This window comes from Lysinibacillus sp. NPDC097195 (assembly GCF_044762075.1).
Classification (GTDB): Bacteria; Bacillota; Bacilli; order Bacillales_A; family Planococcaceae; genus Lysinibacillus.
This window is the reverse complement of sequence record NZ_JBIWDP010000001.1, coordinates 2,548,305-2,574,326: the sequence shown is the minus strand read 5'-3', so window position 1 is coordinate 2,574,326 and position 26,022 is coordinate 2,548,305. Positions and strand designations below refer to the sequence as shown.

The window sequence follows — 26,022 nt, the reverse complement described above, 5'->3', positions numbered from 1 at the left end:
GTTTGTGACAAAATTGTACCATATTACGTAAGTAAAGGTATAATAGGTTGGGTTAGCGTTATGATGCTAGCAAAAAAACTGAAATGAGGGTTCGTTATGCATGATAAAAGTATCCGCGTACATTCAGAAGAAGTGGCGAAAGCAGCCCAAGCTGCACTCATTCGTCGTGGTGTAGAGTTAGAGGACATTGCTGAAATAGTTTATGAAATGCAAAAATCCTACAATGATGGTTTAACATTAGAGCATTGTATTCATTCGGTTGAACGTGTATTACGTAAACGAGAAGTGCAACACGCAGTATTAGTAGGTATAGAGCTAGATGAATTAGCTGAAAAAGGGCTTTTATCATCACCTCTTCAACAAATTATCGAATCGGATGAAGGATTATTCGGAGTAGATGAAACAATCGCACTAGGTTCTGTGTTTACATATGGAAGTATCGCTGTTACAACATTTGGACATTTAGATAAACAAAAGATCGGTATCATAAAAAAACTCGACACAGAGCCTGGCCACCATGTCAATACATTTTTAGATGATTTAGTTGGCAGTATCGCAGCATCAGCGGCGTCGCGTATCGCACATCGTATGCGCGATTTAGAAGAAGAAGGCGAAACATTTGCCGATATTGAGCCAGAAGAGCTTGGCCCGAAACCGAAACCACATAATGAAATTTAATGGCAAAAAAATTTGCGCTTAATTTTTTAGGCGTGCCTAGACTGTAGATAAACTCGAAAGTTAGCGAGTTTGACTACAGTCTTTTTTGCATGGGCAATTGTTTTTTGCTATGAGCTTAGCATATGAAAGTCTAGCACTATAACTGCACGTGCTCGACTAATGTTGAACAATGCAGTATTATAAGTTTTCTTAACAAATTTAGCAGAAGAAAACAAATCAAAATCATTGTGCTATTCGGCGACTTTATTGATAATAGAGGTAAATAAAGTATTCGATAAATAAATGTAAGAAAAGAGGTACTGAAAATGAGTGACAAAGATATTAAGACGTTAATTACTAGCGGAACGATTATATTTGCAGTTGTGCTGTATTTAATATTTAGATGAATGGTCATATCTTCAGTTTTTTACCGAACTGAGGATTTTTGTTATGGGAAAATAGAAGGAAGTAGGATATGGATTTGAAAAAATTATTGTTAGCTTTGTTCCTTTTAACATTACTTATTAGTGGATGTACGGAAGAATCGAGCACTGAAAATATACAAACTGAAAATATACAAACTGAAGATATACAAGGAATTGTCACTGCAACAAAGGACACTGCTGAAAAGCATGATGTTAGTAAATTTGAAGAATATGAGCTAGAAAGTGTCATTGATGGCGATACAATAAGAATTAAATATAATGGCAGTTCTGAAAAAGTTCGTTTCTTACTTGTGGATACACCTGAAACGAATCATGAGACATTAGGCGTCCAACCATACGGACCTGAAGCGAAAGAATTTACAAAGCAACTATTAGCTGGGCAAGATACGGTCTATTTAGAATTTGATGTATCTTATCGCGATAAATATAATAGATTGCTTGCCTATATTTATACTAAAGATGGTATAAGTGTTCAGGAGCAGTTATTGAAAAATGGCTTAGCTCGTGTTGCTTATATATATGCACCCAATACGAAGCACGTAGATTGGTTTAAATCGATTCAAAAAACTGCACAACAGTCAGCACTTGGAATCTGGTCAGTTGAGGACTATGTCACAAATCGCGGTTACGATAAAGAAGCCTATTATGCTGCAACAACAGATCAGCAAGATAATGTCGATTCAAATAATGTCGAATCTACTAAAACTAATAATAGTTGTGTAATCAAAGGGAATATTAATGCGAAAGGCAATAAAATATACCACATGCCTGGTCAACGTAATTATGATAATACAATAGCGGAAGAAATGTTCTGTACTGAAAAAGAAGCAAAAGATGCTGGGTTTATTCCAGCACAGCAATAAATTATTTAAAGCATCGACAAATAAAGTTATAAACGCATATGTAACCTAGGATTAAGCACCAAATATAACATACCTTCAACGAATTCAACTGCCATGAGACAATCATGGAAACGAATGTAGTTGGAGGTTTTTTTATGAAACACTTAGAACGTAAGCGGTTATGGCAATTGTATTCAAGCTTTTCACAGATGTGGCGTATCCAGCGTTGTCGCTTGGTGTGGAAAACGAAATGTCCATTTTCAAAAAACTTAAATGAGATGTGTCAAAACTTGATGTAAATTTAATGCACTTGCGAACATCGCAAGCCAAATACTAAAAAAACCGAACGACTTTGCAATAGTCGTTCGGTTTTTAAATTTTACTTTTTACTATTTTGCGTTTGTTTTTTCTCCTCTACGGCCTTCGGTAAACCGATGACCGGATCACCGAGTAAAGGTGTAGATAGGACATACATGCCATGGTTTGAAAATGCCCAAATTAAGTTTCGATCCCATTCGACGAAAATGCCGTGTACCGGATTAGAATGGTCGCTTGTCGAAGTTGTGCCATCTTCATTTGGAATTTCTCCAGACATCTTCGGCACAAAATATGCTTCGATTGTTGATTCTGTTGGGTTGGATACGTCAAAAATTTGCACACCTGCATTGTAGAAGGCGTAAGGAATATATTGGTCGCTCGGAACACCAGGATTAATGGTTGCATAGCCACTACGCTTCGGTCCAAAGCTACCGCGGCGTTGGCAAAAGTCTGTGAATGGTGCTGATTCTGGTGGTGTCGGGCGTTTTAATGTACTAATGATTTTAGGCTGAAGCGGATCGTTGACGTCGATTGCGTAAATTTCCTTATAAGGCTCATGGCAATCTTCGCTAAGTGGATAGCCGCTATAGTAAACAATGCCCGTGCTTTCAACTTTGGAAACGTCAATATTATCCCCTTCAGTACCGCTAACACTCATTGGCATCTCAATATGCGAAACCGTTTTCATATTTGCTGGATCGGATATGTCGACAATATAAAAGCCAAAGCCACCCATTGCTGCATAGCCGTACTTGCCACCCTTTTCTACAGGTGTCGGAATGAATAGCGGCATGCGAGCGCCCATCCATGTTGTTTTGTTGCCAGCGCGAGGGTTTTTGTTATAAGCTGCCTCTTCACCTACACGTTGACCTGGCACCCACCAAGTTGAAAGTCGTTTCGGATTAGATGGGTCCGAAATATCAAAGGCCATTTGTGCACCTGAGTATAAATAGCTTTTATACTCTGTATTGCTGAAGGAATCATCAGGTGCACCTGCAACAAATAGATAATCTCCACCATCATAGACAGGTACGTCTTGACAGCCTGAGCCTTGTTGTACAAGGTCACTGGCGTTTGCTTTCGCATCTAAAGGTGTTTCAGATAACAGCTCCCATTCTGAAAATAATGGGGTTGTCACTTCAAAAATGCGGAATCCTCGCAGCATTTCTTTTTCTTTAATAGCCTTAACCTGCTCAGGGTATTCATACTTATTCGATAGAACACCATAACGAGGTACTTCGTAACATTGAACGGCAATTGTTTTGTCCAACTTTTTATTGTATTTGACAGTCATTGGACCAAAGCGTTTGTCTCCCTTATCTGTGTCAATTAATTTATTGGCGATACGCTTGGCGTTTTTAGGATCTGTAATATCGAATACATTGTACATATCTGTTTCAAGATCGTATAAATAGCGACGACCATCTAAATCGAATGTAGCTTGCCAGCTATGGCCCCAACCAATAACGTATGGATAGAATGCTTCTACATTCATATTTTTCGTATATTGATTTTGATCTAGATAAGGCAAACTCCCTTCAAATGGTTGAGGACCTTCATTATCCGGCGTTGCGGCTGGGTGAGTGAAAATCCCTGTCTTCGCATTATAGCCCCAGCTGCCAGGCGCGGGCTCTTTTGGTTCACCTGGTAATAGCTTTGTTGTGCCTTCCTTTTCCTGTGGCAGGGGTGCATCAGGTGCAAATTTGTTCAGACCTGTCCGCGGTGCTTCCTGCTTTTCTTCTTTTTTGGCTTCATCGTTCGCTAAGGCAGTGCCTAAAGACAAGAAGAAAATAATGCCCATCATAAGAAAGGTAAAAGCTAAATTACTCAGAAAAGAATGTAACTTAAATTTTTTCATCAACGCAATCCCCCTAGAAATCTATGAATTTTTTAAAGCGTAAGAGCATTTTACTAAAGACATGTAGATTGTATAGGTGATAAAAAAGTTGAAGCTGAAAAATTGTAAAATTAGCTGTTCCGGAACTAAATAAATACTACAATTATATATGACGTGGTGTCAACTTTTAATTTCTGAATATTTAGACTCTTAGTTTTTAGTATCTATCCTAGGAAATGAGATGCCAGGCATGAAGTCACGCAGAGGGTATTGATAGACAAATGCGGTTTTTATTCGAATATTAAAACAGGTGCATTTAAGCTTGTGAAGCATCATTCGTTGACTAATGAAGTGACTAGATATTACGTGTAATGGGATAGATGAGAGAATAACCGGAGGAGCGGATACAAGAAAAATTAGGCTACTTAACTCCCAATAGAATTTGGGAAGCAAGCAGCCTAATGGGGTGTTTTCTATGTGTCTCAAATGACTAGGTCAGTTCTTGATGTAGTTTTTTATTTGTATAACCCATCGATATACATCGTAGTAATCGTCCAAGCGATATCCTCAATAGAAGCGGACGTATCATCACGCACGAGATCCCATTGGTGGTTTTCATTAATTAAAAACCATGAGCGTGCGACGATATCGATTTTTAAATCTGACCGTACTAAGCCTTGACTCTGTGCATATGTAATATCGCGGATAATAAAATGAATGTTCGTTTTGCGGATGTCATCCCATTTTTCATTCACAGCAGGGGAAAGGCTTATTGCCTCTGCGAATACTTTCATAATCTCTTTATTGGATTTTGCCATCGTTAAAAAAGCAGTTACTTGATTGAGGACAAGCTCTTTTGCTTCTTCTTTGCTAGTAGGTAGGAAAGGTGTGTGGGCCAAATCAAGAAATTTCTGCATGACCGTTTCCATGAGTGCGATTAAAATCTCGTCTTTTCCTTTGAAGTGTACATAAGCCGTTCCATAACCAGTTTCTGCTTTCTTAATAATTTGAGAAATGGTAGTTTTTTTAAAGCCAAATTCATAGAATACGTCACGCGCGGCATCCAATAATTTTTGTTTTGTTGCGATAGAGCGCATATTTCTTCCGTCGATTTGCTTCGTTTTTCCACTCATTAAATGACCTCCAAGATATGACTTATTTTATTTATAATAAGCGTTCTATTGCTTGATAATCCAATGATTTATTCCATTTCATCATAGCCCATTTGAAATATTTTTACAAATTACGATGAAAAATTTGGCAAAAATAATATTGACACTATGTCAACTTTATTTTAGACTATGAACATATTCTGAAAATTTAAAAAACGGGGGAGAGAATTTTGGAAACTAGAGAAAGCGTTTACAAAAAAGAGCATGCGAAAGAATATGATGCAAATGATTCATTCCGATCATTCCGCGATGAATTTTATTTACAATCAGGGGTTATTTACATGGATGGCAATTCCTTAGGCTTAATGTCTAAAAGAGCCGAGGAAAATGTCATTGAATTAATGGAATCTTGGAAAGCGTACGGAATTAAAGGGTGGACAACCGGTAAGTATCCATGGTTTTTCATTTCCGAGAAGCTAGGTGAAATGTGTGCTCCGCTAATTGGAGCTGAGAAAAACGAAGTCATTATTGCCGGTTCTACGACTTCCAATATTCATCAAGCTGTCGCAACATTTTATAAACCAGAAGGGCGACGTACAAAAATTTTAGCGGATGAATTAACATTCCCATCAGATATTTATGCACTACAGAGTCAAATAAAGTTAAAAGGCTATGATCCAGATGAGCATTTAGTTCGTGTGAAAAGTCGTGATGGCAAGCTCATTTTAGAAGAGGATATTATCGCAGCAATGACAGATGAGATTGCGCTCATTTTGCTGCCAACTGTCCTTTACAGAAGTGGTCAGCTACTCGATATAAAACGCTTAACTGCCGAAGCACACGCGAGAGGCATTTGCATTGGCTTTGATGCTTGTCATTCTATTGGGGCAATTCCGCATTACTTCAGTGAGTGGAATGTTGATTTTGCTATATGGTGTAACTATAAGTATCTCAACGGTGGCCCTGGTTCAGTCGCTGGCTTGTATGTGAATAAAAAACATTTCGGCATTCATCCTGGCTTAGCTGGCTGGTACAGCTCCAAAAAAGATAAACAGTTTGATATGGCACATACATTAGATGTGGAAGAATCAGCAGGGGCATTTCAAATGGGTACACCGCACGTGCTGAGCTTAGCCCCTATTATCGGCTCATTAGAAATGTTTGCCGAGGCTGGTATCGAAAATATTCGTCAAAAATCATTAAAGCTTACACGTTATATGATGGATTTAATCGACCAAGAGCTAACGGAGCTTGGCTTTTCAATTGGCAATCCAACTGAAGATGCTAGACGAGGGGGACATGTTTGCTTAGAGCATGATGAGGCGATTCGAATTTGCAAAGCTTTAGTTGATAACGGTGTCATTCCAGACTTTAGACCGCCAAACATTATTCGTCTCGCACCAATCGCCTTTTATACGTCTTTCGAGGATGTGTGGGAAACGGTCGAAATATTAAAGGCAATCGTAACAGAAAAGCAATATGAAAAGTATGGGAAGGAAAGAAATGTAGTATCTTAACGACAATATCAAAGGGGGAAAATGTATGTCACAAGACAATCGTTTGCAAGATATCGTTGAAAGAGAAAAGGGATTAAGTCAGAGCTTAACAACACGCCAGCTGACGATGATTGCCATTGGGGGAGCAATCGGGACCGGGTTATTTTTAGGGAGTGGCTTGGCAATTGGCTTGGCAGGACCGAGTGTCATTATTAGCTATGCAATCGGTGCATTAATCGCATTATTACTTATGGGCTGCTTAGCAGAAATGACTGTAGCTCATCCAGTGACAGGGTCGTTTGGTGCCTATGCAGAGAAGTATATTAATCCGTGGGCAGGCTTTTCGGTACGCTATTCGTATTGGTTTAGTTTAGTATGTGCAATCGGGACGGAGGTTACAGCTGTAGCCGTTTATATGAAGTATTGGTTTCCGACCGTGCCTGCCATCGTTTGGATAGTCTTATTTGCAGCAGTGCTTATGTATGTCAACGCAACAACGGTCAAATTATTTGGTGCTGTTGAATATTGGTTTTCACTCATTAAAATAGCTGCGATTGTTGGATTTATTATTCTAGCAGTATATGTCATTGTTGGCGCGGATAGTGGCGCAGCGATTGGTACTCAAAATTATACAAATGACGGTGGTTTCTTCCCTAATGGGGTATGGGGAATGTGGATTGCTATATTTGTATCGTTGTTCAGTTATTTAAGTATTGAAATGATCGCTGTTAGTGCGGGTGAAGCAAAGGATCCGGAAAAAGCAGTGCCAATCGCGCTTCGTTCAGCCGTTGTTCGACTTGTGCTGTTTTACTTATTAACGCTATCTTTAATGCTGATGATTGTGCCTTGGGGGATGGCTGGAATCGATAAGAGTCCATTCGTAAAAGTAATGGAAATTATGAATATTCCAGGAGCAGCAGCTATTATGAATTTCGTCGTACTTATAGCAGCGCTTTCTGCGATGAATAGTCAATTATATATTTCTACACGTATGATGTTTTCATTATCAAGAGGTGGCTACGCGCCGAAAGTATTGGGGAAATTAAATCGTAAAAATGTACCTTCAGTTGCATTATTTGCTTCTGTTATCGGTATCGCCATCGCGACAATCTTTACAGTTGTCAAACCGGATGCAGCTTTTGCAACGATGATTTCGCTTTCTAGCTTTGGTGCGATGTTTGCTTGGTTTATGATTTTTATTACACACCTATTCTTCCGAAAAAATTGGAATGAAACAAACGGGCGCAAATTACCGGTAAGAATGATTGGTTATCCGTATTTAACAATTTTCGGTGCAGTCCTGTTAGCATCTGTTGTCCTATCAACATGGTTCTCACCAGACTTTAAAGCCACATTAACACTCGGATTCCCTTGGTTAATCTTTATTACAGTTTGTTACTTCCTATGGAAGAGGGCGAACACGAAATCTTCGATTATTGTAGAAGATACAACCGAGAGCTCAGGAAGCGGGATTATTTAGCTGTAGGCAATTTTGGTAATTGAAGTCGGTAAGCTTTTTAGCATGGTATTGAAATCCATAAAAAAAACAAAAATATAAAATTTTAGAGGAGTGGATTTTGTATGGCAAAATTACAAGCATTTAATCTATTAAAATGGATCGAAGAAAATAAGGATTCTTTAAAGCCACCTGTTAACAATAAAGTGTTATGGGAGGATTCAGAGTTTATTTGTATGATTTTGGGCGGACCGAATCGCCGTCGAGATTTCCATGTCGATCCATCCGATGAGTTCTTTTATCAAATTAAAGGCGATTGCTTCGTTGAGATTATTAATGAAGGAAAGCGTGAAGTAATTACAATTAAAGAAGGGGAAGTGTTCATGCTACCAGCGAATGTGCCGCACTCTCCTCATCGTATTGCCGACACATATGGACTTGTCGTAGAAAGGAAGCGGGCAGTGGGAGAGCTAGAGGATTTCGTATGGTTCTGTGAAAACTGCGATCAACAAATGCACAAAAAAACGGTGCAATTAACAGATATCGAAACACAAGTGAAAGGTGCAATCGAAGAATTCAATGGTAGTTTAGAACTGCGCACATGTAAAAATTGCGGACATGTAATGTCTGAAGAAGTGAGTTTATGGCAATGCGAGTAGATTTCCATACTCATATTATTCCAGAGGATATTCCTAACTTTGTGGAGAAGTTTGGCGGAGAGCGCTGGCCAACATTAGAAAAAACATGCACATGTGGTGCGAATATTATGGTAGCAGGTCAAGTGTTTAGAGAAGTGACAGACCAAGTATGGAGCCCAGAAAAACGCATACAGGATATGGATGCTGAAGGGGTGGATATTCAAGTCTTGTCCCCGATTCCTGTGACGTTTTCCTATTGGGCGGAGGGACACGCAGCAGAGGAAATGGCTCGTATTCAAAACGACTTTATTGCGAATACGGTGAAACAATATCCGAAGCGCTTCATTGGTCTTGGCACAGTGCCACTTCAAGATGTAGAGGTAGCTATTCGTGAAATGGATCGTTGCATACATGAGCTAGGACTAAAAGGCATCGAAATCGGGACGAATGTAAACGGCAAAAATTTAGACGACCCAGCTTTTACAGCATTTTTTGAAATGGCGGAGAAATGGCAAGTGCCTTTATTTATTCACCCGTGGGAAACGCTCGGCAAGGACCGAATGCCGCGCCATAATTTTATGTACACGGTAGGGATGCCAAGTGAAACTGCACTTGCTGCTGCTAGTCTTATTAACGGCGGAGTTATCGAAAAATTCCCAAAACTTAAAGTGTGTTTTGCACACGGTGGCGGCTCATTTCCTTATATTTTACCTCGCTTAGACCAAGGGTGGAAAGTATGGCCGCATCTACGCTTAACGAGTAAACCACCGAGCTATTATGCGAAAAATTTCTATTTCGATTCTTTAAATTATGATCCGCTAAATCTTCAATATTTAATCGATCGATTTGGAGCAGACAAAATTGTAATGGGCTCAGATTATCCCTTTTTATTAAGAGAAATCCCACCAGGGAAGATAGTGGATGAGACACTTCATCTTTCAGAAGAACAAAGAAGGGATATTTTAGGGCGAAATGCTTTAGCCTTTTTAAATATCGAGATAAAGGAAGAGATCAAATCATGACACCAGAGGAAAGACTTGCACAGTTAGGACTTGAATTACCACCTTTACGTCCTGCTTGGGGAGACTATGTAGGTTGTGTAAGGACGGGCAATCTCTTATTTACCGCAGGACAGGGTGTAGATCAGTACCACGGTAAGCTTGGGAGAGATTTGACGACAGAAGAAGGCTATTTAGCAGCACAGCAATCGATGTTAAACCTACTCAGTGTAGTGAAACATGAAATAGGCGAATTAAGTAAAGTGAAGCAATTTGTCAAAGTATTAGGGATGGTAAATTGCACAGAAGATTTCATTGAACAGCCTAAAGTAATGAATGGAGCCTCAGATTTAATTGGCAAGGTTTTCGGAGAGAAGGGTAAGCATGGGCGCTCTGCTGTTGGAATGGCTCAATTACCTAATAATACAGCAATCGAAATAGAGATGATTATTGAAATCGAAGAATAGGAGGAGTGGCATTGATTAATGAAAAAGTAATCGAAGAGAAATATTTAAAAGATGCCAAACTATTCATTGGTGGCCATTATGTAGACGCCTTATCAGGTGAAACTTTCGATACGATTAATCCCGCTACAAATGAAATATTAGCATCCGTAGCAAATGGCGGACAAGAGGATGCGAAGCGCGCAATAGAAGTTGCAGATAAAACATTTGCTAGCGGTGTATGGAGTAAGATGCCAGTTGAGGAGCGCTCACGGATTTTATGCAAAATGGCTGATTTAATAATGAAGAATGTTGAAAAACTTGCCTATGTCGAAACGTTAGACGTAGGTAAGCCAATACGGGAGAGTCTTGAATTTGATATTCCGCGAGCGGCTGCTAATTTCCGTTTCTTCGCTGAGATGGCGAAATATATGACGCACGAGCATTATGATCAAAGCAAGCATTTTTCCTATGTGCAATATGCTCCAGTCGGTGTGACAAGCTTAATTATTCCGTGGAACTTGCCATTTATGCAAATGACATGGAAGGCATCTGCTGCTCTTGCTGTAGGTAATACGGTTGTAATCAAGCCTGCTTCTTATACACCGCTAAGTGCCATCATGCTTGGAGAAATAGCGAATGAGGCGGGATTACCTCCAGGGGTGCTAAATATTTTGACAGGCCCAGGTGGTATTGTAGGAACAGAAATGGCGACAAACCCTGCTGTGAGAAGAATCTCCTTCGTGGGTGAATCAAATACAGGAAAAACAGTTATGCGGAATGCTGCTCAAAATTTAATACCAGTTTCGTTAGAGCTTGGTGGAAAATCAGCCAATATTGTGTTTGAAGATGCTGATTTAGAAGAAGCAGTAGCAGGATCAATCGAAGCCATTTATCGCAATCAAGGAGAAATTTGCTTAGCAGGCTCCCGGATTTTAGTGCAGGAAAGTATTTATGATCAATTTTTAGATAAGTTCGTGGCAGCTGTGAAACAAATTAAAGTCGGAAACCCCCTCGATATGGCAACAGATATGGGTGCTTTAGTTTCTAAGGGACATTTAAAGCTCGTGGATGAGTATGTGAAAATAGGTCTAGCTGAAGGGGCGAAACTAGCTTACGGCGGTAAGGCTGTCGCATCACTACCTGAAGGGAACTTCTATGAGCCGACTGTTTTGTACGATGTCAATAATGGTATGCGCGTTGCTCAAGAGGAAATATTTGGTCCAGTCCCTGTCATTATTCCATTTAAAACAGAAGAAGAAGCTATTCAGATAGCGAACGATTCTATTTATGGATTAGCAGGTGTAGTGTGGACGAATGATTTGCGGAGAGGACAGCGTGTGACAGCTGAAATTCATGCGGGCTTATTATGGGTGAATTGCTGGTATGTGCGGGATTTAAGAACTCCATTTGGTGGAGCGAAAGCTAGTGGTATTGGGCGTGAAGGCGGGCGTCATAGCTTTGAGTTCTATAGTGAAACAAAAACAATTACCGTTAAAAAATAAGGAATGAATAAACAAACAAAAGCTGGTATAGCAACCACCTTTTGTTTGTTTTACTAAGGAGAGTGAATGGTGGTGTCAGAGAAAATTAAGCAATATGCCACACAATTATTGATAGCTGAAAAAACAATGCAAAGCATAGTTCCTTTAACAGAGTCGGATGTAAGCTTAAGCATAAAGGATGCTTATGAAATACAGCTTGAAACAGTAAAAATGAAGTTGGAGGAAGGTCAACACGTTGTTGGTAAAAAGGTTGGTTTAACAAGCGTAGCTATGCAAAAAATGCTCCAGGTAGACGAGCCAGATTATGGCCATTTATTAGATGATATGGTGTTTGGAAATGAAGCTATTGTTAAAGTTTCTAGCATGCTCTCCCCTAAAATTGAAGCGGAAATTGGTTTCGTACTAGGAGAGGATTTAGTAGGACCGAATGTAACCTTTCTTGATGTCATGATGGCAACTGACTATCTCGTGCCGACAATTGAAGTAATTGATAGCAGAGTAGAGGACTGGCGCATTACATTAATTGATACAGTAGCTGATAATGGCTCGTCTGCCAAGGTCATCGTTGGGCATGAAAAGACGAGGGTAAATGAAGTTGATTTACGGACAGCAAGTATGGCACTTTACAAAAATGGGGAGCTACTCGCGACAGGGGCAGGCGCAGCTGCACTGGGACATCCGGCACACGCTATTGCTTGGTTGGCAAATAAATTACATGACTTTGGCATTCCACTGAAAAAAGGCGAGCTTATTTTACCTGGCGCTTTATCTGCGGCAGTTGTAGTAAATGCTGGAGATCGTATTGAAGCAAAATTTGGAGGCATCGGTACAGTAACAGTTCATTTTGAATAATGAGAAAGGAGAGAAGGCTATGGGCAAAATCAAAGCAGCTATACTAGGCACAGGAAACATAGGCACTGATTTGCTTTATAAATTAGAGCGCAGTGAAGTAATTGAAGTTGTGGCGATGATTGGGATAGATTCACATTCAGAAGGTTTGAAGCGTGCAGCAGAGAAAGGGTATGCGACCTATTCAAATGGCATCGAAGCTATCGTTGCCAATCCTAACCTGGCGGCTATCGTGTTTGACGCCACATCAGCGAAAGCTCACGTACGTCATGCAAAAGTATTGAAGGAGCTAGGAATTTTAGCGATTGATTTAACCCCAGCAGCAAGAGGACCGTTCTTTTGTCCGGCAGTGGGGACTACGGAAAACTTACTCGATTTACACAATGTCAATATGATTACGTGTGGTGGCCAGGCGACGATTCCAATCGTCTATGCGGTCAACCAAGTTGCAGATGTACTATATGGGGAAATTGTGGCAACAATTTCAAGCTTAAGTGCAGGTCCAGGGACAAGAGAAAATATTGATGAGTTTACGATTACGACGCGCCGTGGAATCGAAGAAGTAGGGGGAGCAAATATTGGAAAAGCGCTCATTATTTTAAATCCGGCAGACCCACCGATCCTTATGCGAGACACGATTTATTGTGAAGTGAAAAATATGAACGAAGAGAAAATTCGCAACTCTATTTATTCAATGGTAGAGAAAGTGAAGGCATATGTGCCGGGCTATCGTCTTAGACAGGAGCCATTATTTGATGGCAACCGTGTAACAATCTTTATAGAAGTAGAAGGTGCCGGAGATTATTTCCCTCCATATGCAGGGAATTTAGATATTATGACAGCTGCTGCGACACGGGTAGCGGAAGATTTTGCGCGGGCTATGTTAGAGAGAACGACATTAGAGACGCATTAAGAAAGGGGGCCGAATACATGAATTTTCAAGTTAATAAACCAATTCGATTAACAGAAGTGTGCCTCCGAGATGGCAGTCATGTCGTGGCACATCAATTTACAGAGCAGCAAGTAAGAGATGTTGTGAGAGGGTTAGATGATGCAGGCATGCATTATATAGAAGTAAGTCACGGAGATGGCCTTGGGGGCTCCACTTTTCAGTATGGCAAATCGCTCGTGAATGAGATGAAGCTCATTGAAGCAGCTGTTGCGACATGCAGCAAGTCGAAAATTGCTGTGCTGTTAATACCAGGGATTGGTACAGTCCACGAATTGAAGCAGGCAAATGACTTAGGTGCTCGCTTAGTGCGTGTTGCTACACATGTAACAGAGGCGGATGTGTCAGCTCAACATATGAGCAAGGCACGTGAGCTAGGGATGGAGACAGTAGGCTTTTTAATGATGGCTCATTCTGCACCTGTGGAAAAGTTAGTGGAGCAAGCGAAGAAAATGGAAAGCTACGGTGCTGAAGCAGTCTATATAACAGATTCTGCTGGTGCATTGCTGCCGCATGAGGTGCGGGAGCGTGTGCGCGCTTTACGACAATCGTTGCAAATAGAAGTTGGGTTCCACGCTCATAACAATTTATCGATGGCGGTGGCGAACACCATCGTTGCGATAGAGGAAGGCGCGACACGTATTGATGGGAGTGTGCGTTGTTTAGGAGCAGGTGCAGGGAATACTCAGACAGAAGTGCTATTAGCTGTGCTAGACCGCATGGGATTAGATGTAGGTATTGATTTATATAAAATGATGGATGTCGCAGAAAATATTGTAGGCCCTCTCTTGCCAGGCTCGCAGGAAATTCGAAAGGGGAGCTTAGTGTTAGGGTATGCTGGGGTGTACTCAAGCTTCCTGCTTCATGCAGAGCGTGCGGGGAAGAAATTTGGTCTTGATCCACGCGATATACTGATCGAATTAGGTAAACAAAAAGTAGTAGGTGGTCAGGAGGATATGATTATCGATGTCGCTGCTGAGCTCGCAAAAAAAAGGGAAATTGAGGTGTGAAAATGACGGTACAAATAAATCAGCAAAAATTGGTTGATTATTTATATGAAGCAGAGCGTGATGTAAAGGAAGTTATCAAGCTGACAGACGACTATCCACAGTTGACGATACAAGAGGCGTATCGTATACAGGACGCTTTACTAGCGCGCAAGCTAGAGGAGAATGGCACGAAGCAAGTAGGCGTGAAGCTAGGTTTAACGAGTAAAGCAAAGCAGCAGATGATGGGAGTCGATGAAGCGATTTATGGCTATTTACATAGCGATATGCTCGCACTAGAATGGGAAGCCATTGAATTTTCACAGCTCATTCATCCGAAAGTTGAGCCTGAGATTGCCTTTTTTTTAGCAGAGGACTTGGCGGGGGATTCGGTTACAGAAGCAGATGTAGTAAAGGCAACGAAATACGTCGCACCTGCCCTTGAAGTAATAGATAGCCGTTATAAAGATTTTCGCTTTACATTAGCAGATGTTATCGCTGATAATTGTTCCTCTGCGAAGTTTATTGTTGGAAGTAAGTGGGTTTCCCCTCACCTGCTTGATTTGAGGCAAATCGGTATGGTACTAAGTAAAAACAGCGCTGTGGAGCAGACAGGCTCAAGCGCTGCTGTATTAGGGCATCCTGCTACTGCCATTGTATGGGCAGTGAAAGAATTAGCCAAGGTAGGAAAAGGCTTTAAAAAAGGTGATATTATTTTAAGTGGTGCGATGTCTGAGGCGATTTCTTTTCAGCCAGGAGATACAGTTGTAGCAGAATTCGATGGACTTGGCAGTGTGACATTATCTTGTAAGTAAAGGACAGTGCTTTTTTCTTCTTACTCAATTGTGAAAAGACGATTGCAACCTCCTTTGCTTTAAATAGGAGCATCTGGAAATGAAGTTTTATTTCTAGGTGCTTTTTGAATTGAGAAACTTCGCTTTGTGAGTTAATCAAGTGGTTTCCTATGTAAGTATAGATTATAAGGGTAAGCATGAAAGCGTACTGGTGAAATTGCTGTGCTGATTTTTTAAATAGAAAAGAATATACTTTGCCCTTGATTATTGATTTTATCAAGGGCAATTTTTTATGAAATGCGATTTTTTGAAAAGTACGCTTTATCAACCTTGTAAAGAAAAGCCCCACCAATCGAGAAAAGTAGTGGCCAATCGCCCATTACTCCTGCGCCAGCCACAGGTAAATCATCCCTCGCAGTTGCCCGCCCATTTGAACAAAATTTATCCCTCATATTATAGAAAGTGGGTAAACGCAATTACAGTTCTTCCAAATACGTGTGGAAATTTCACTAAAAGGTGGAGCAATACCGTTGAGGTGTAATGGACAGGAGGGAAATCATGCATTGGATTACTATTATTTTGATAGGGATAGCAGCCAACTTAGATAATTTGGGCATTGGTCTCGCCTACGGTGTTAAACGAGTGAAGATTCCCGTCTTATCGAACGCAGTCATTGCTATTATATCAATGATCGTCACTTACGTGGCAGTAACTGCTGGTAGTACAGTTATCGAGTATATTTCTCCACACGCAGCCAATCTGTTAGGCAGCCTTTTACTATGTGCTATTGGGCTATATACGCTCTTTTCAAATCGCTTATCCAAGCAGGGCATTGCTAAAAATCCTGAAGTATTTGACGAGGATAAAAATTATATTATTTCAATTAGAGAGGCAATGACACTTGGGTTTGTTTTATCAGCCAATTGTTTAGCAGGCGGCATCGCAATAGGGGCAAACGGCATTTCGGCTATATGGACGGTACTTTCTATTGGCACTTTTTCTTTTATAACAGTTGGAGTGGGGATACATTTTGGTGCTCTTCTATCGAAAACTTATATTGGTATGTACTCAACAGCCATTTCAGGTTGGTTACTCATTGTCATTGGTGTAATAGAAGTTTTTGCTAAATAAACAACGATAAGGATATTACTGGGAATAAACAGTAATATTCCTTTTTTTTTGAGGAAATTTTGACATATTGAGGACGTTTTTGGATTGCTAGTTGACATATCTCTGCATCTGATATTATTCTGTATGTAATTGAGAATAATTTTCATTTTCTTTATCATAATTTATCTCTAATGGAAATATTGAGAATATTAAGGGCATCAATTATAATGTTTAATGGAAAAACAATAAAATTTTTCCATAATTTTAAAGGAGGAGTGCAACACATGAAGAAAATAATGATGTTGGTCATGCTAGTCAGTATGGTTAGTTTTAATTTAGCATTACCACATGCATCTGCTCAACTGGCTGATGGCACCTATTCGGTGAAGTATCAGGTCAATAAACCAGATAGTAGCTCTGCGTCAATTGCCAATGATTATTTCGTAAAACCAGCAAAGGTGACTGTAGAGGATGGCACAGCTACTGTCCAAATTACATTAAAGAACAGTGCATGGATTACGAAGTTTCAACCACCAGGGGGAGCAACAGTTGTTAGCGAAGATAAAGCAGCTGATACACGTGTTGTACAATTCACAGTAAAAGATTTAGCACAACCAGTTGTAACATCTATGAAAATTGATATCGATGATATTAATTATCACCACGAATATAGCGTTTCACTAGTATTTGATGCAACGGCCACGACGGGAAGCACAGTAACAACCGCAACAAATAATACGAAAACGTCCACAGCATCTGAAAGTCAAGTGCCGAATCCACAAACAAGCGATGCGACGCCCTATTTGTTACTTGTTGCATTTGCAGGATCAGCATTTTTACTTTATAGAACAAAATACAAAACAAAAATGGAGGGTCAATAATGGCTAAAAAACATCAATCTCGCGCAACAAAAATCGTTCTTGCTTCATTATTAGCTGCATCACTTTCAGTTCCATCATTTGCATCAGCAAAAGTAGCTGACACAACAACGACAGTAACAACAGATGTAAAAGTGGAAGCGAAGGCTGAAACGACAGAAGGGACAGTTGTAAAGTTCCAAACGTATAAACCTGGTACAAATGAAGCTGGCTACATGGATAAGTACTTCGCAGGTACAGGGTTACTTATTGAAAAAGATGGTACATACACTGTGAAATTAACGATTCCAGCTCAATTTGCTGCAATGATTACTGGTTTCCAAGTAAAACAAGGCGATAAATATGTAGATGCAACATTTGAAAAGCAACAAGACGGCTCAAGCATCGTATCATTCCCAGTAGATCCAAAGGTAAAAACTGCGGCAAAAGTACATGTAGTCGTTCCGCAAGCCAAAATGGATACATGGTATGACTTTGATTTCCAACCAGTTGATGCAGATAAAGTAGCAGAAGAATCAACTGACGGCGTAAAAGAAGAAGAGCAAATTGCAAATGATGATAAAGAAGTTGTTAACGCCGAAGATGAAGACGTATACGAAGGTACTGTAACAGTTTACAAAGATGGAACTAAAGAAGAATCTATCATGAAGCAATATATTAGCCCTACAGTAGCTGTGAGTGAAGTAGAAGGCGGATATGTTGTCGGCATGCATTTCCCTAAAGGTCAATATGTACAATCATTTAAAGTAAATGGTAAAGATGCTGAATTAGCAGAAGAAGATAAAGCATCAAATGAACGTATTTATACGTTTGAAGTAAAAGATTTAAAAGCATTAGCAACTGCTGAGCTTCATATTATCGTAAATGAGCCTGCTGCAGGTGTTAAATATGATTCGGTTCATACAGTACAATTTAGCTTTAATGTAGATTTAGATAAACCAGTGAAAGATACAGACACAGACACAGCACCAACAGCACCAATTTCAAATCCGTTTAAAGATATTGATACTAACGAAAATAAAGAAGCAATCTTAAACTTGCTTGCTTATGAAATTATCGTGCCACAAGATAAATTCAATCCAAATAACAACTTAACGCGTGCACAATTCGCGTTAATGATTGCTCGTACTTTAGAGCTAGAAGCGACTGAAGTTGCTGGCTTCCAAGATATTAAAGGTTTAGAAGCAGAAAATGCCATTAATGCACTTGCTGAATATGGCATCGTAGAATCCCGTGATAAATTCAATCCAAATGGCATTTTAACTCGTCAACAAGGCGCATTAATGATTTACCGTGCAATCCAAGCAGTAACGGAAGGCGACCTAAATGTTGAAATTTCATTACCATACGCTGACCAAGCGTCAATTGCCAATGATGAAGCGAAAAAAGCATTCTCATTACTTTACAAAGAAGGCATTATGACAGGTTCTGTTGCAAAAGATGGTAAAACATACATCAATGCAAACAAACCATTAACACGAGGACAAATGGCGAAAATTTTAAATAACTCATTAAAATTTTTCTATGAGTCTGAAGAATAACAATACGTAACAACAATGGCAGCTTCCTTTCTCATTAGATTGAGGAAGGAAGTTACTGTTGCTTCTATAGAAATTGGGGGAATTTCCATGAAAACATTCAAAAAAAAAGTTATCTTTTTATTCGCACTTATAAGTGCAATAAACTGGGTGCTTGTCCCTCAATTTATGTCATTAACTGCACAAGCTGAAGAAATTCCTTTAATAGTAGATGACAACTATCAAGTTGACCTAAGTTTTTCATCCATTGATGAATTCGCACAAAATCAATTTTTCAATGAAGAAGCAATACTCAGCGTGAAGAATGGTCACTATACATTGTCAATGACGATCAATGATCCATATATTTTACAAGAAATACATAGTGAACAAAGTGCTACTATTGCGAAATGGACCGAAAATTTAGTTCAGTTTGATGTAAAGGACTTAAAAGCACCAATTATCATAAAAGGTTTATTAGCTTCCCAACTAGAAGAGGGAGAGTATCCTTTTGCACAGCAACTTCGCATTCTCTTCAAAGCCCCGATTGTAGATAATGAGGAGGAAATTATAATAGAAGAAACTCCACCTGAAAATTATTGGTCGATCAACTTTATATTGTACGCTGATGGTATAAAAGAGCCTTCCATTATGAATACCTATGTCAATCCGGTAGCAAAGGTCATAAAAAAAGACGACAAATATTATGCGCAAATGACCATTTTAAAATCATCGTGGGTAACAGGATTGACAGTGGAGCAACGTGGGGAACAGCAAGAACCGACTGTTATTTCTATGATGGATAATATACGAAGTGTCGAATTTGAAGTAGTTGATTTCGAACGACCGATTCGCATGTGGGTAAAGGTCGATATTCCAGAGGTGGCCTATCATCATCAATACTTTGTTGAGCTACAATTTGATGAACAACAAGTGGCGAATATTGTCGAGAAGCCTATAGAAGTCGAACCATCCAAGCAAGATGTAATCGTGGAGGCAACTGCGAGTCCAAACGGAAACATAGTTAAGCCACTAGTGAAGCAAGCGGTGGCGTCTACAAAAAATGCCCCATCTCAGCCTGCAGTTAGTGAATTCACGGAAGAATCATTAGCTTTTGATCGTACACTCGATGCCAATGCAGCAGAAGATGAAGCGGAACAAGAACCTCCAGTAACACAAGAGGGAAAGAACAAGAAAACGGAGCAGGCAATGCAACCAACGACAGTTAATCAGCAACTGGCTCAGCTAGATAAAGTAAAAATAGTATTGCTTGTGCTCATTTGTGTTTTATCGGGCTGGTTAGTCGTACGTCGCTTAAAAAAATCAAAAATGACTGAAAGCTAGGAGATGACGAAATGTGCAAAAAACAACGAAATTGGTTGGCATTGATAGCCATTATGACTGTTTTATTAATCGCTGGTTGTAGCGGTGGAGGCAATCAAGCAAAAAATGAAACGGCTACTAAGAATGAAGAGGTAGCAGCGCCAGCAAGTGCCCAAAGTGATAATCGTATTATTGCTGGTACCGTTGTAATAGCTGATATTTTAGATAAGCTAGAGCTAGATGCTATCGCTATACCGGAAACTGAAAAAGTATTAGCAAAACGCTTTGAAGGTTTGCCTACTATCGGTAATGCAATGGAGCCTGATATGGAAATTGTGAAGTCCTTGACTCCTACCGATGTATTATCAGTGTCAACGCTACAATATGATTTACAAGATAAATTCGAACAACTCAATATACCTGTTAATTTTTTAGATTTCCAAAGTGTTGATGCGATGCTGGCTGAAATTAAAACGCTAGGTGAACGTTATGACCGTACTGCTCAAGCGGAAGAATTAGTGGCGGGGCTTCAAAAAAATATTGATGCCGTGCAAACTGTCGCAGCTAATAAAGAAGGTCCTCGTGTTTTAATTTTACTTGGTATTCCGGGCAGTTATTTAGTGGCAACGGAAAATTCATATGCAGGGGATCTTGTGAAACGTGCCGGTGGTGTGAATGTTATGGAGGGGCAAGAAGCAGAGTACTTATCGTCAAATACAGAGTACTTACACAATAGCAATCCTGATATTATTTTGCGTCTATCACACGGTATGCCTGATGAAGTAGTTAAAATGTTTGACGAAGAATTTAAAACAAATGATATTTGGAAGCATTTTGACGCTGTGAAAAACAGCAAAGTATATGATTTAGAAGAAGAATTATTTGGGACGACGGCTTCGTTACAGGTGCCTCAGGCATTAGGACAATTAATGGAAATTTTCTATCGTTAATAGTAACTTGAAAATGTCGCTCGTATAGCAAGCTTCTCTTGCCATAGAGCGCTTTTCTTATATTTTTAATAGCTAAAAAGAGATGCAAACATCACATAGAACGCTAAGAAATTTATTTGAACTATTAGCGGAAATATTAAAAAAGGAAGTCCAATATGACGAAAAAAATTCTAAGCTTTTCAATAGTAATATTATTGCTGTTTGTTTCGATGATTTATTCAGCAACGACGGGTAGTATTAAAATGGGCTTTTTTGAATTTATCACGGCATTATTTGAAGAAGGCAATAGCCAAATGGAGGCGATTCGTGATTTACGCTTTCCTCGAATTGTCGTTGCATTATTTGCTGGGGCAGCACTTTCCGTATCTGGCGTATTGTTGCAATCCGTTATGCGTAACCCGCTAGCAGATGCGGGCGTCATTGGAATTTCCTCAGGGGCAGCTTTTGTACAGTTATTTATTATTTCATTTTTTCCTGCATTATTTTTTATGACGCCAATTTTGGCTTTTATAGGTGGGGCATGTGCATGTGCACTCGTCTTTGCTTTGTCCTGGAAATCAGGTTTAAGTCCACTCAAATTGATTTTAGTAGGTATTGCAATCAATGCCATGTTTACCGGTTTAACAGAAGCATTTTTAAATCTAGGTGGCTCATTAAATACATCGGCCGCTAGTGTTGTCGGTTCAAATTTAACGATGCGCACATGGAAGGATGTTTCGACTATTACAACGTATGGCACAATAGGCTTGGTCGCAGCATTTACGCTCTATAGCTGGTGTAACCTTCTTGTGTTACAAGATAAAACAGCAAAAAGTCTCGGCTTTAACGTAGCGCGAGCACGCTTAATTATTGCAGCAGTGGCAGTGCTATTATCTGCTGTGTCTGTGGTGGTCGCCGGAGTTATTTCATTTGTTGGTTTACTAGTACCGCATATTGCTCGACGCCTAGTTGGCCACGATCATCGCATACTGCTACCATTTACCGCATTAGCAGGGGCGTTGTTAATTTTAGTTGCCGATACAATAGGACGAACGGTTGTGGCGCCAATAGAAATTCCTGCTTCAACCATTATGGCAATAATCGGTGGACCGTTCCTAATATTCTTATTACGAAAAGAGTGATGAAACATGGAAATGCAAGATATTATTGTCTCTTATGATAACACACGCAATCATTTAGATGGTGTGTCAACGAATATTCAAAAAGGCAAAATAACGACCATTATTGGACCAAATGGCTGTGGGAAATCTACATTACTTAGTGTGATGTCTCGCAATAATACGCCAAAAACAGGGCATGTTATGTTAGAAAATAAAGACTTAGTCCACTACAAGGCAAAAGAGTTTGCTAAAAAGTTAGCAATCGTTTATCAACAAAATGAAGTGCCGAAAGATTTAACAATTGAAAAGTTAGTAAGTTTTGGGCGTCTCCCACACAATACAATGTTAAAGCGTAATTATGAGGAAGATGCGAAAGCGATTGATTGGGCATTAACTTGTACTAATTTACAAGAAAAGCGTGCACATGATTTAGAAGCACTGTCAGGCGGTGAACGACAACGTGTATGGATCGCGATGGCATTAGCACAGCAATCGGAAATTTTATGTTTGGATGAGCCGACAACATATTTAGATATATATTATCAAATTGAGCTACTGGAACTTGTTAAAACTTTGAACAAGGAACATAGTTTAACGATTGTTATGGTGCTCCATGATATTAACCAAGCAATTCGTTATAGCGATCACATTATGTTGATGAAAGCAGGACAAATTATAGCCGAGGGAGCCCCGCGGGACGTTATCACAAAGGAAGTTATTAAAGAAGTATATGGGGTTGAAGCCATTTTCAATGAAGATGAGCAACTTGGCCTTTATATGGTGCCCCTAGGTATTTAAGTTGGTGAAGCAATGAAAAAATGGACATCAAAACTTTTAACAGTTTTCTATATCGGGATATTTTTATATTCGGGCTTTGCGCTTGTAAAATACCTCTACACATATTATGAGGCAGCACAATCTTTAAAAGAAGTACAAACGATTTATGCTGAAACATTGGCAACCATTGAAAACGAAGAAGTCGAACATGAGGAAATATTGACGGATGACATCAAAGCGAATTATACAATAAGACCTCAGTTTCAAGATTTACTAGCTGTAAATCAGCGAATTGTAGGCTGGATTTCAATCGATGATACGAAGCTCAACAATCCAATTTTACAAGCGGATAATAATGATTTTTATTTAACCCATAATTTTAAAAACCGGGCAAGTCGTGCAGGTAGTGTTTTTATGGATTATCGTAATGATGCGCTGGACATAAGTCGCAATACGATCTTATATGGTCATGCCATGAAAGATGGAACGATGTTTGGCACGTTAAAAAAATACTTGGATCAAGATTATGCTAATACCCATCGAACAATTTATGTTGATACTCTATATGAAGGGTATGATGTGGAAATATTCGCAGCATATGAAACGACAATCGATTTTTATTATATTGAAACAGAGTTTAAAACAGATGAAGAGTTTATGCATTTTATCGGGGAAGTTGAAAAGCGTTCAACAATTAATATGAACGTCGATATAGGACCACAGGATAAAATTATTACACTTTCTACTTGTAAGGATTCCGTCATAAGTGATGACCATCGCTTTGTCGTGCAAGGGAAATTAGTAAAGCGGAAATAATTGGGATTCGTATCGCTGGAAAAATAGGAGAAATCGCCGATATAAGCCCTCAAATCGCCGATATGATAGGAGAAATCACCGATAAGGCCTCATGAATCGCCGATAAAAGCTTGTATATCGCTGGAATACCCGTGAAAAGCGACCGCCGTAGCAGACAGTAACGGCACTATTTTGCGCTTTTGTAAAAAATAAATAAATTACTTGACGTAAATTAATTATTAATATATAGTAAGTTACATAAAGTAATTGATTACTTTTAGTAACGGAAAATAAGCTTAGAAGTACACAAAGTAACTACATTTGTTTAGCTCATTTATTTTTGGGTAACATAATTAAAGTAGTTACTTCATATTTTAACATATATCTCGAATTCGAGATATAAAACATAACAAATTGGAGGAATTTAAAATGGCAAAATGGAATATCGATTTAGGACACTCAGCAATTAACTTTCAAGTAAAACACATGATGGTATCAAAAGTAAAAGGTGTATTCGACTCTTATTCAGCTGATATAGAAGCGGCAGATCTTGCTGATTTAACAACAGCAAACATTAGCATTACAATTGATGCAGCAAGCATTAACACACGTAGCGAAGATCGCGATAATCACTTAAAAGCAGCTGATTTCTTTGATACAGAACAATACCCAAATATTACGTTTAAATCAACAAGCATTACAAAAAAATCAGGTGATGAGTATGCACTAACTGGAGATTTAACAATTAAAGATGTAACAAAATCAGTAACATTCGATACAGAATTTAACGGTAAAGGTACAAATCCATGGGGTCAGGAAGTATATGGCTTTGAGGCAGAAACGACAATTAATCGTGAAGACTTTGGTTTAACATGGAATGCCGCACTAGAAACTGGTGGTGTTCTTGTAGGAAAAGATATTAAAATTTCTGTTGAACTAGAAGTTAACCCTGCTTAATAATTGTTATAAAAAATACTTTTGTTAAAATCCACTCATCTTCTTGTGGCAAGGTGGCAGTGCATCGCTAGCTAACGCTCGCGATACGCTGTCACTAAATGCTTGGAAGTGTGAGTGGATTTTATCTTTTTACTGAAGCTGCAAGCTACTAGTTTTACGGATTTTAAGCATCTTTTCAACGACATTCGTATAGAGATATATCACCATGTTTTATAGTCTGTTAAAATAATCCAGTAATATGTTACTTGCATATTTTTAGCAATTCATGCATATAAAACATCATATTGTTTTTGGGGGCGATGGGATGAATGTATTAGTGACAGGTGGCTATGGGTTTATTGGCAGTGCTGTGGCAAGGCGATTTTTTGAGGAAGGTGCCAATATTTATATTATTGATAATTTAAGTACAGGGCATCTACGCAACATCGATTTTGAGCATAAATCCTATTTATTAAATGTTGAGGATGAGGTGTGCGAGCATTTCTTTAAAGAAGTTGCTTTTGATGTTGTTATTCATTGTGCGGCGCAAACAAGCGTACAATTATCTATCCAGGAGCCAATGAAGGACATTTTAACCAATATCGTAGGGCTCAGCCAAATGCTTTTTTATTCATCGAAATACAACGTCAAACATTTTGTTTTTGCCTCTTCTGCGGCGGTGTATGGGAATAGCAATTACCCTCCACTTGAAGAAACAGATAGTTGTGAGCCTGTTTCGATGTACGGATTAAATAAAAGTATCGGTGAAACCTATTGTGAAAAGTGGCAACGTGATTATCGCTTACCAACATTAATTTACCGTTTTGCCAATGTCTTTGGTCCTAGGCAATCTATGCAAGGAGAAGCGGCTGTCATCCCTAGTATGTTGAAAAGTAGTCTTGAAGGTCGGCCATTTACTATTTTTGGTGACGGAGAACAGACCCGCGATTTCATTTATGTAGATGATATAGCTGATGCCATTTATGAGGGAGTAGAAGCGAGACTTCAAGGCATCTATAATGTTTCAACAAACGAAGCGTGGTCACTTCATCAAGTGATATTATTGTTACAACATTTAAATCATCCATTAGAGATACTGTATGCCCCAGCAAGGGAAGGGGATATAGAGCATTCATTTTTAAATAATGAAAAACTGGCCAACGCAATTGGATGGAAGCCGAAAAAGACATTTGCAGAAGGTATTGAGCTGACAATCCAAGCATTACAGAAAGAAAAAATTGTGGAAATTTAATAGTAAATTACCGGGTCTGCGCTCATTTCGAACGCAGATTTTTTTGTTGATTTGGCTT

24 protein-coding genes are annotated in these 26,022 nt (G+C 39.2%); 22 read left to right on the top strand and 2 right to left on the bottom strand.

Annotated elements, in window-relative coordinates; translation table 11 throughout:
- Window positions 1-96: 96 nt before the first annotated feature.
- Together ACIQXI_RS13150 and ACIQXI_RS13145 are read left to right on the top strand one after the other, a co-directional pair.
- On the top strand, window positions 97-678 hold the full coding sequence (locus ACIQXI_RS13150; RefSeq protein ID WP_402925447.1) for a phosphatidylglycerophosphatase A family protein: 582 nt from the start codon (window positions 97-99) through the stop codon (window positions 676-678).
- A gap of 460 nt (window positions 679-1,138) precedes the next feature.
- Entirely contained in the window at window positions 1,139-1,966 is an 828-nt protein-coding gene (locus tag ACIQXI_RS13145) for a thermonuclease family protein (protein ID WP_402925770.1), read from the top strand.
- Window positions 1,967-2,324: 358 nt separating this feature from the next.
- Here ACIQXI_RS13145 and ACIQXI_RS13140 read toward each other — a convergent pair whose 3' ends face one another.
- Window positions 2,325-4,121 carry an LVIVD repeat-containing protein gene (locus ACIQXI_RS13140; protein WP_402925444.1) on the bottom strand — a complete coding sequence of 599 codons (1,797 nt, stop codon included), beginning with the start codon at window positions 4,119-4,121 and terminating at the stop codon, window positions 2,325-2,327.
- A gap of 494 nt (window positions 4,122-4,615) precedes the next feature.
- Window positions 4,616-5,233: a TetR/AcrR family transcriptional regulator gene (locus ACIQXI_RS13135; RefSeq protein ID WP_402925441.1), complete on the bottom strand. Its 618-nt coding sequence runs from the start codon at window positions 5,231-5,233 to the stop codon at window positions 4,616-4,618.
- 209 nt (window positions 5,234-5,442) lie between these two features.
- On the opposite strand from ACIQXI_RS13135, the gene kynU reads away from it, so the two are divergent.
- From kynU to ACIQXI_RS13035, 20 genes are all read left to right on the top strand, one after another.
- Window positions 5,443-6,729, top strand: coding sequence for a kynureninase (kynU, locus tag ACIQXI_RS13130; RefSeq protein WP_402925439.1), 1,287 nt, complete (start codon window positions 5,443-5,445; stop codon window positions 6,727-6,729).
- A gap of 25 nt (window positions 6,730-6,754) precedes the next feature.
- Window positions 6,755-8,188 (top strand): amino acid permease, encoded by a 1,434-nt coding sequence (locus tag ACIQXI_RS13125; RefSeq protein ID WP_402925436.1) that lies wholly within the window; start codon window positions 6,755-6,757, stop codon window positions 8,186-8,188.
- 101 nt (window positions 8,189-8,289) lie between these two features.
- On the top strand, window positions 8,290-8,823 hold the full coding sequence (locus ACIQXI_RS13120) for a 3-hydroxyanthranilate 3,4-dioxygenase (RefSeq protein ID WP_402925433.1): 534 nt from the start codon (window positions 8,290-8,292) through the stop codon (window positions 8,821-8,823).
- Window positions 8,814-9,824 carry an amidohydrolase family protein gene (locus ACIQXI_RS13115; protein ID WP_402925767.1) on the top strand — a complete coding sequence of 337 codons (1,011 nt, stop codon included), beginning with the start codon at window positions 8,814-8,816 and terminating at the stop codon, window positions 9,822-9,824. The genes ACIQXI_RS13120 and ACIQXI_RS13115 overlap by 10 nt, the downstream gene beginning before the upstream one ends.
- Window positions 9,821-10,267: a RidA family protein gene (locus ACIQXI_RS13110; protein ID WP_139859705.1), complete on the top strand. Its 447-nt coding sequence runs from the start codon at window positions 9,821-9,823 to the stop codon at window positions 10,265-10,267. The genes ACIQXI_RS13115 and ACIQXI_RS13110 overlap by 4 nt, the downstream gene beginning before the upstream one ends.
- Window positions 10,268-10,278: 11 nt before the next feature.
- Window positions 10,279-11,748 carry an aldehyde dehydrogenase gene (locus ACIQXI_RS13105; RefSeq protein WP_402925431.1) on the top strand — a complete coding sequence of 490 codons (1,470 nt, stop codon included), beginning with the start codon at window positions 10,279-10,281 and terminating at the stop codon, window positions 11,746-11,748.
- 126 nt (window positions 11,749-11,874) lie between these two features.
- Window positions 11,875-12,600 carry a 2-keto-4-pentenoate hydratase gene (locus ACIQXI_RS13100; protein ID WP_402925764.1) on the top strand — a complete coding sequence of 242 codons (726 nt, stop codon included), beginning with the start codon at window positions 11,875-11,877 and terminating at the stop codon, window positions 12,598-12,600.
- Window positions 12,601-12,619: 19 nt separating this feature from the next.
- Window positions 12,620-13,510, top strand: coding sequence for an acetaldehyde dehydrogenase (acetylating) (locus tag ACIQXI_RS13095; RefSeq protein WP_402925428.1), 891 nt, complete (start codon window positions 12,620-12,622; stop codon window positions 13,508-13,510).
- A 17-nt stretch (window positions 13,511-13,527) separates the two neighbouring features.
- Window positions 13,528-14,556, top strand: a complete 1,029-nt coding sequence (gene dmpG / locus ACIQXI_RS13090; RefSeq protein WP_402925426.1) for a 4-hydroxy-2-oxovalerate aldolase — start codon at window positions 13,528-13,530, stop codon at window positions 14,554-14,556.
- A 2-nt stretch (window positions 14,557-14,558) separates the two neighbouring features.
- The gene (locus ACIQXI_RS13085; RefSeq protein ID WP_402925423.1) at window positions 14,559-15,347 is read left to right on the top strand and encodes a 2-keto-4-pentenoate hydratase; all 789 of its coding nucleotides are present in this window, start codon (window positions 14,559-14,561) and stop codon (window positions 15,345-15,347) included.
- Window positions 15,348-15,884: 537 nt separating this feature from the next.
- Window positions 15,885-16,457: a manganese efflux pump gene (locus tag ACIQXI_RS13080; RefSeq protein WP_402925420.1), complete on the top strand. Its 573-nt coding sequence runs from the start codon at window positions 15,885-15,887 to the stop codon at window positions 16,455-16,457.
- Between the two features lie 263 nt (window positions 16,458-16,720).
- On the top strand, window positions 16,721-17,317 hold the full coding sequence (gene isdC, locus ACIQXI_RS13075; protein WP_402925419.1) for a heme uptake protein IsdC: 597 nt from the start codon (window positions 16,721-16,723) through the stop codon (window positions 17,315-17,317).
- Window positions 17,317-18,855: an NEAT domain-containing protein gene (locus tag ACIQXI_RS13070; RefSeq protein WP_402925416.1), complete on the top strand. Its 1,539-nt coding sequence runs from the start codon at window positions 17,317-17,319 to the stop codon at window positions 18,853-18,855. Before isdC ends, ACIQXI_RS13070 begins: the two co-directional genes overlap by 1 nt.
- A gap of 87 nt (window positions 18,856-18,942) precedes the next feature.
- Window positions 18,943-20,175, top strand: a complete 1,233-nt coding sequence (locus ACIQXI_RS13065; RefSeq protein WP_402925414.1) for an NEAT domain-containing protein — start codon at window positions 18,943-18,945, stop codon at window positions 20,173-20,175.
- Window positions 20,176-20,186: 11 nt separating this feature from the next.
- Window positions 20,187-21,104 carry a heme ABC transporter substrate-binding protein IsdE gene (gene isdE / locus ACIQXI_RS13060; protein ID WP_402925411.1) on the top strand — a complete coding sequence of 306 codons (918 nt, stop codon included), beginning with the start codon at window positions 20,187-20,189 and terminating at the stop codon, window positions 21,102-21,104.
- A gap of 155 nt (window positions 21,105-21,259) precedes the next feature.
- Window positions 21,260-22,225, top strand: a complete 966-nt coding sequence (locus ACIQXI_RS13055) for a FecCD family ABC transporter permease (protein ID WP_402925408.1) — start codon at window positions 21,260-21,262, stop codon at window positions 22,223-22,225.
- A gap of 6 nt (window positions 22,226-22,231) precedes the next feature.
- A complete protein-coding gene (locus ACIQXI_RS13050) occupies window positions 22,232-23,002 on the top strand; it encodes an ABC transporter ATP-binding protein (protein ID WP_402925405.1) in 771 nt (256 codons plus the stop codon).
- A gap of 12 nt (window positions 23,003-23,014) precedes the next feature.
- Window positions 23,015-23,797: a class B sortase gene (gene srtB, locus ACIQXI_RS13045; RefSeq protein WP_402925403.1), complete on the top strand. Its 783-nt coding sequence runs from the start codon at window positions 23,015-23,017 to the stop codon at window positions 23,795-23,797.
- Between the two features lie 408 nt (window positions 23,798-24,205).
- The gene (locus ACIQXI_RS13040) at window positions 24,206-24,733 is read left to right on the top strand and encodes a YceI family protein (RefSeq protein ID WP_402925400.1); all 528 of its coding nucleotides are present in this window, start codon (window positions 24,206-24,208) and stop codon (window positions 24,731-24,733) included.
- A gap of 304 nt (window positions 24,734-25,037) precedes the next feature.
- Window positions 25,038-25,964, top strand: a complete 927-nt coding sequence (locus ACIQXI_RS13035; protein ID WP_402925397.1) for an NAD-dependent epimerase/dehydratase family protein — start codon at window positions 25,038-25,040, stop codon at window positions 25,962-25,964.
- The last annotated feature ends 58 nt before the right edge of the window (window positions 25,965-26,022 follow it).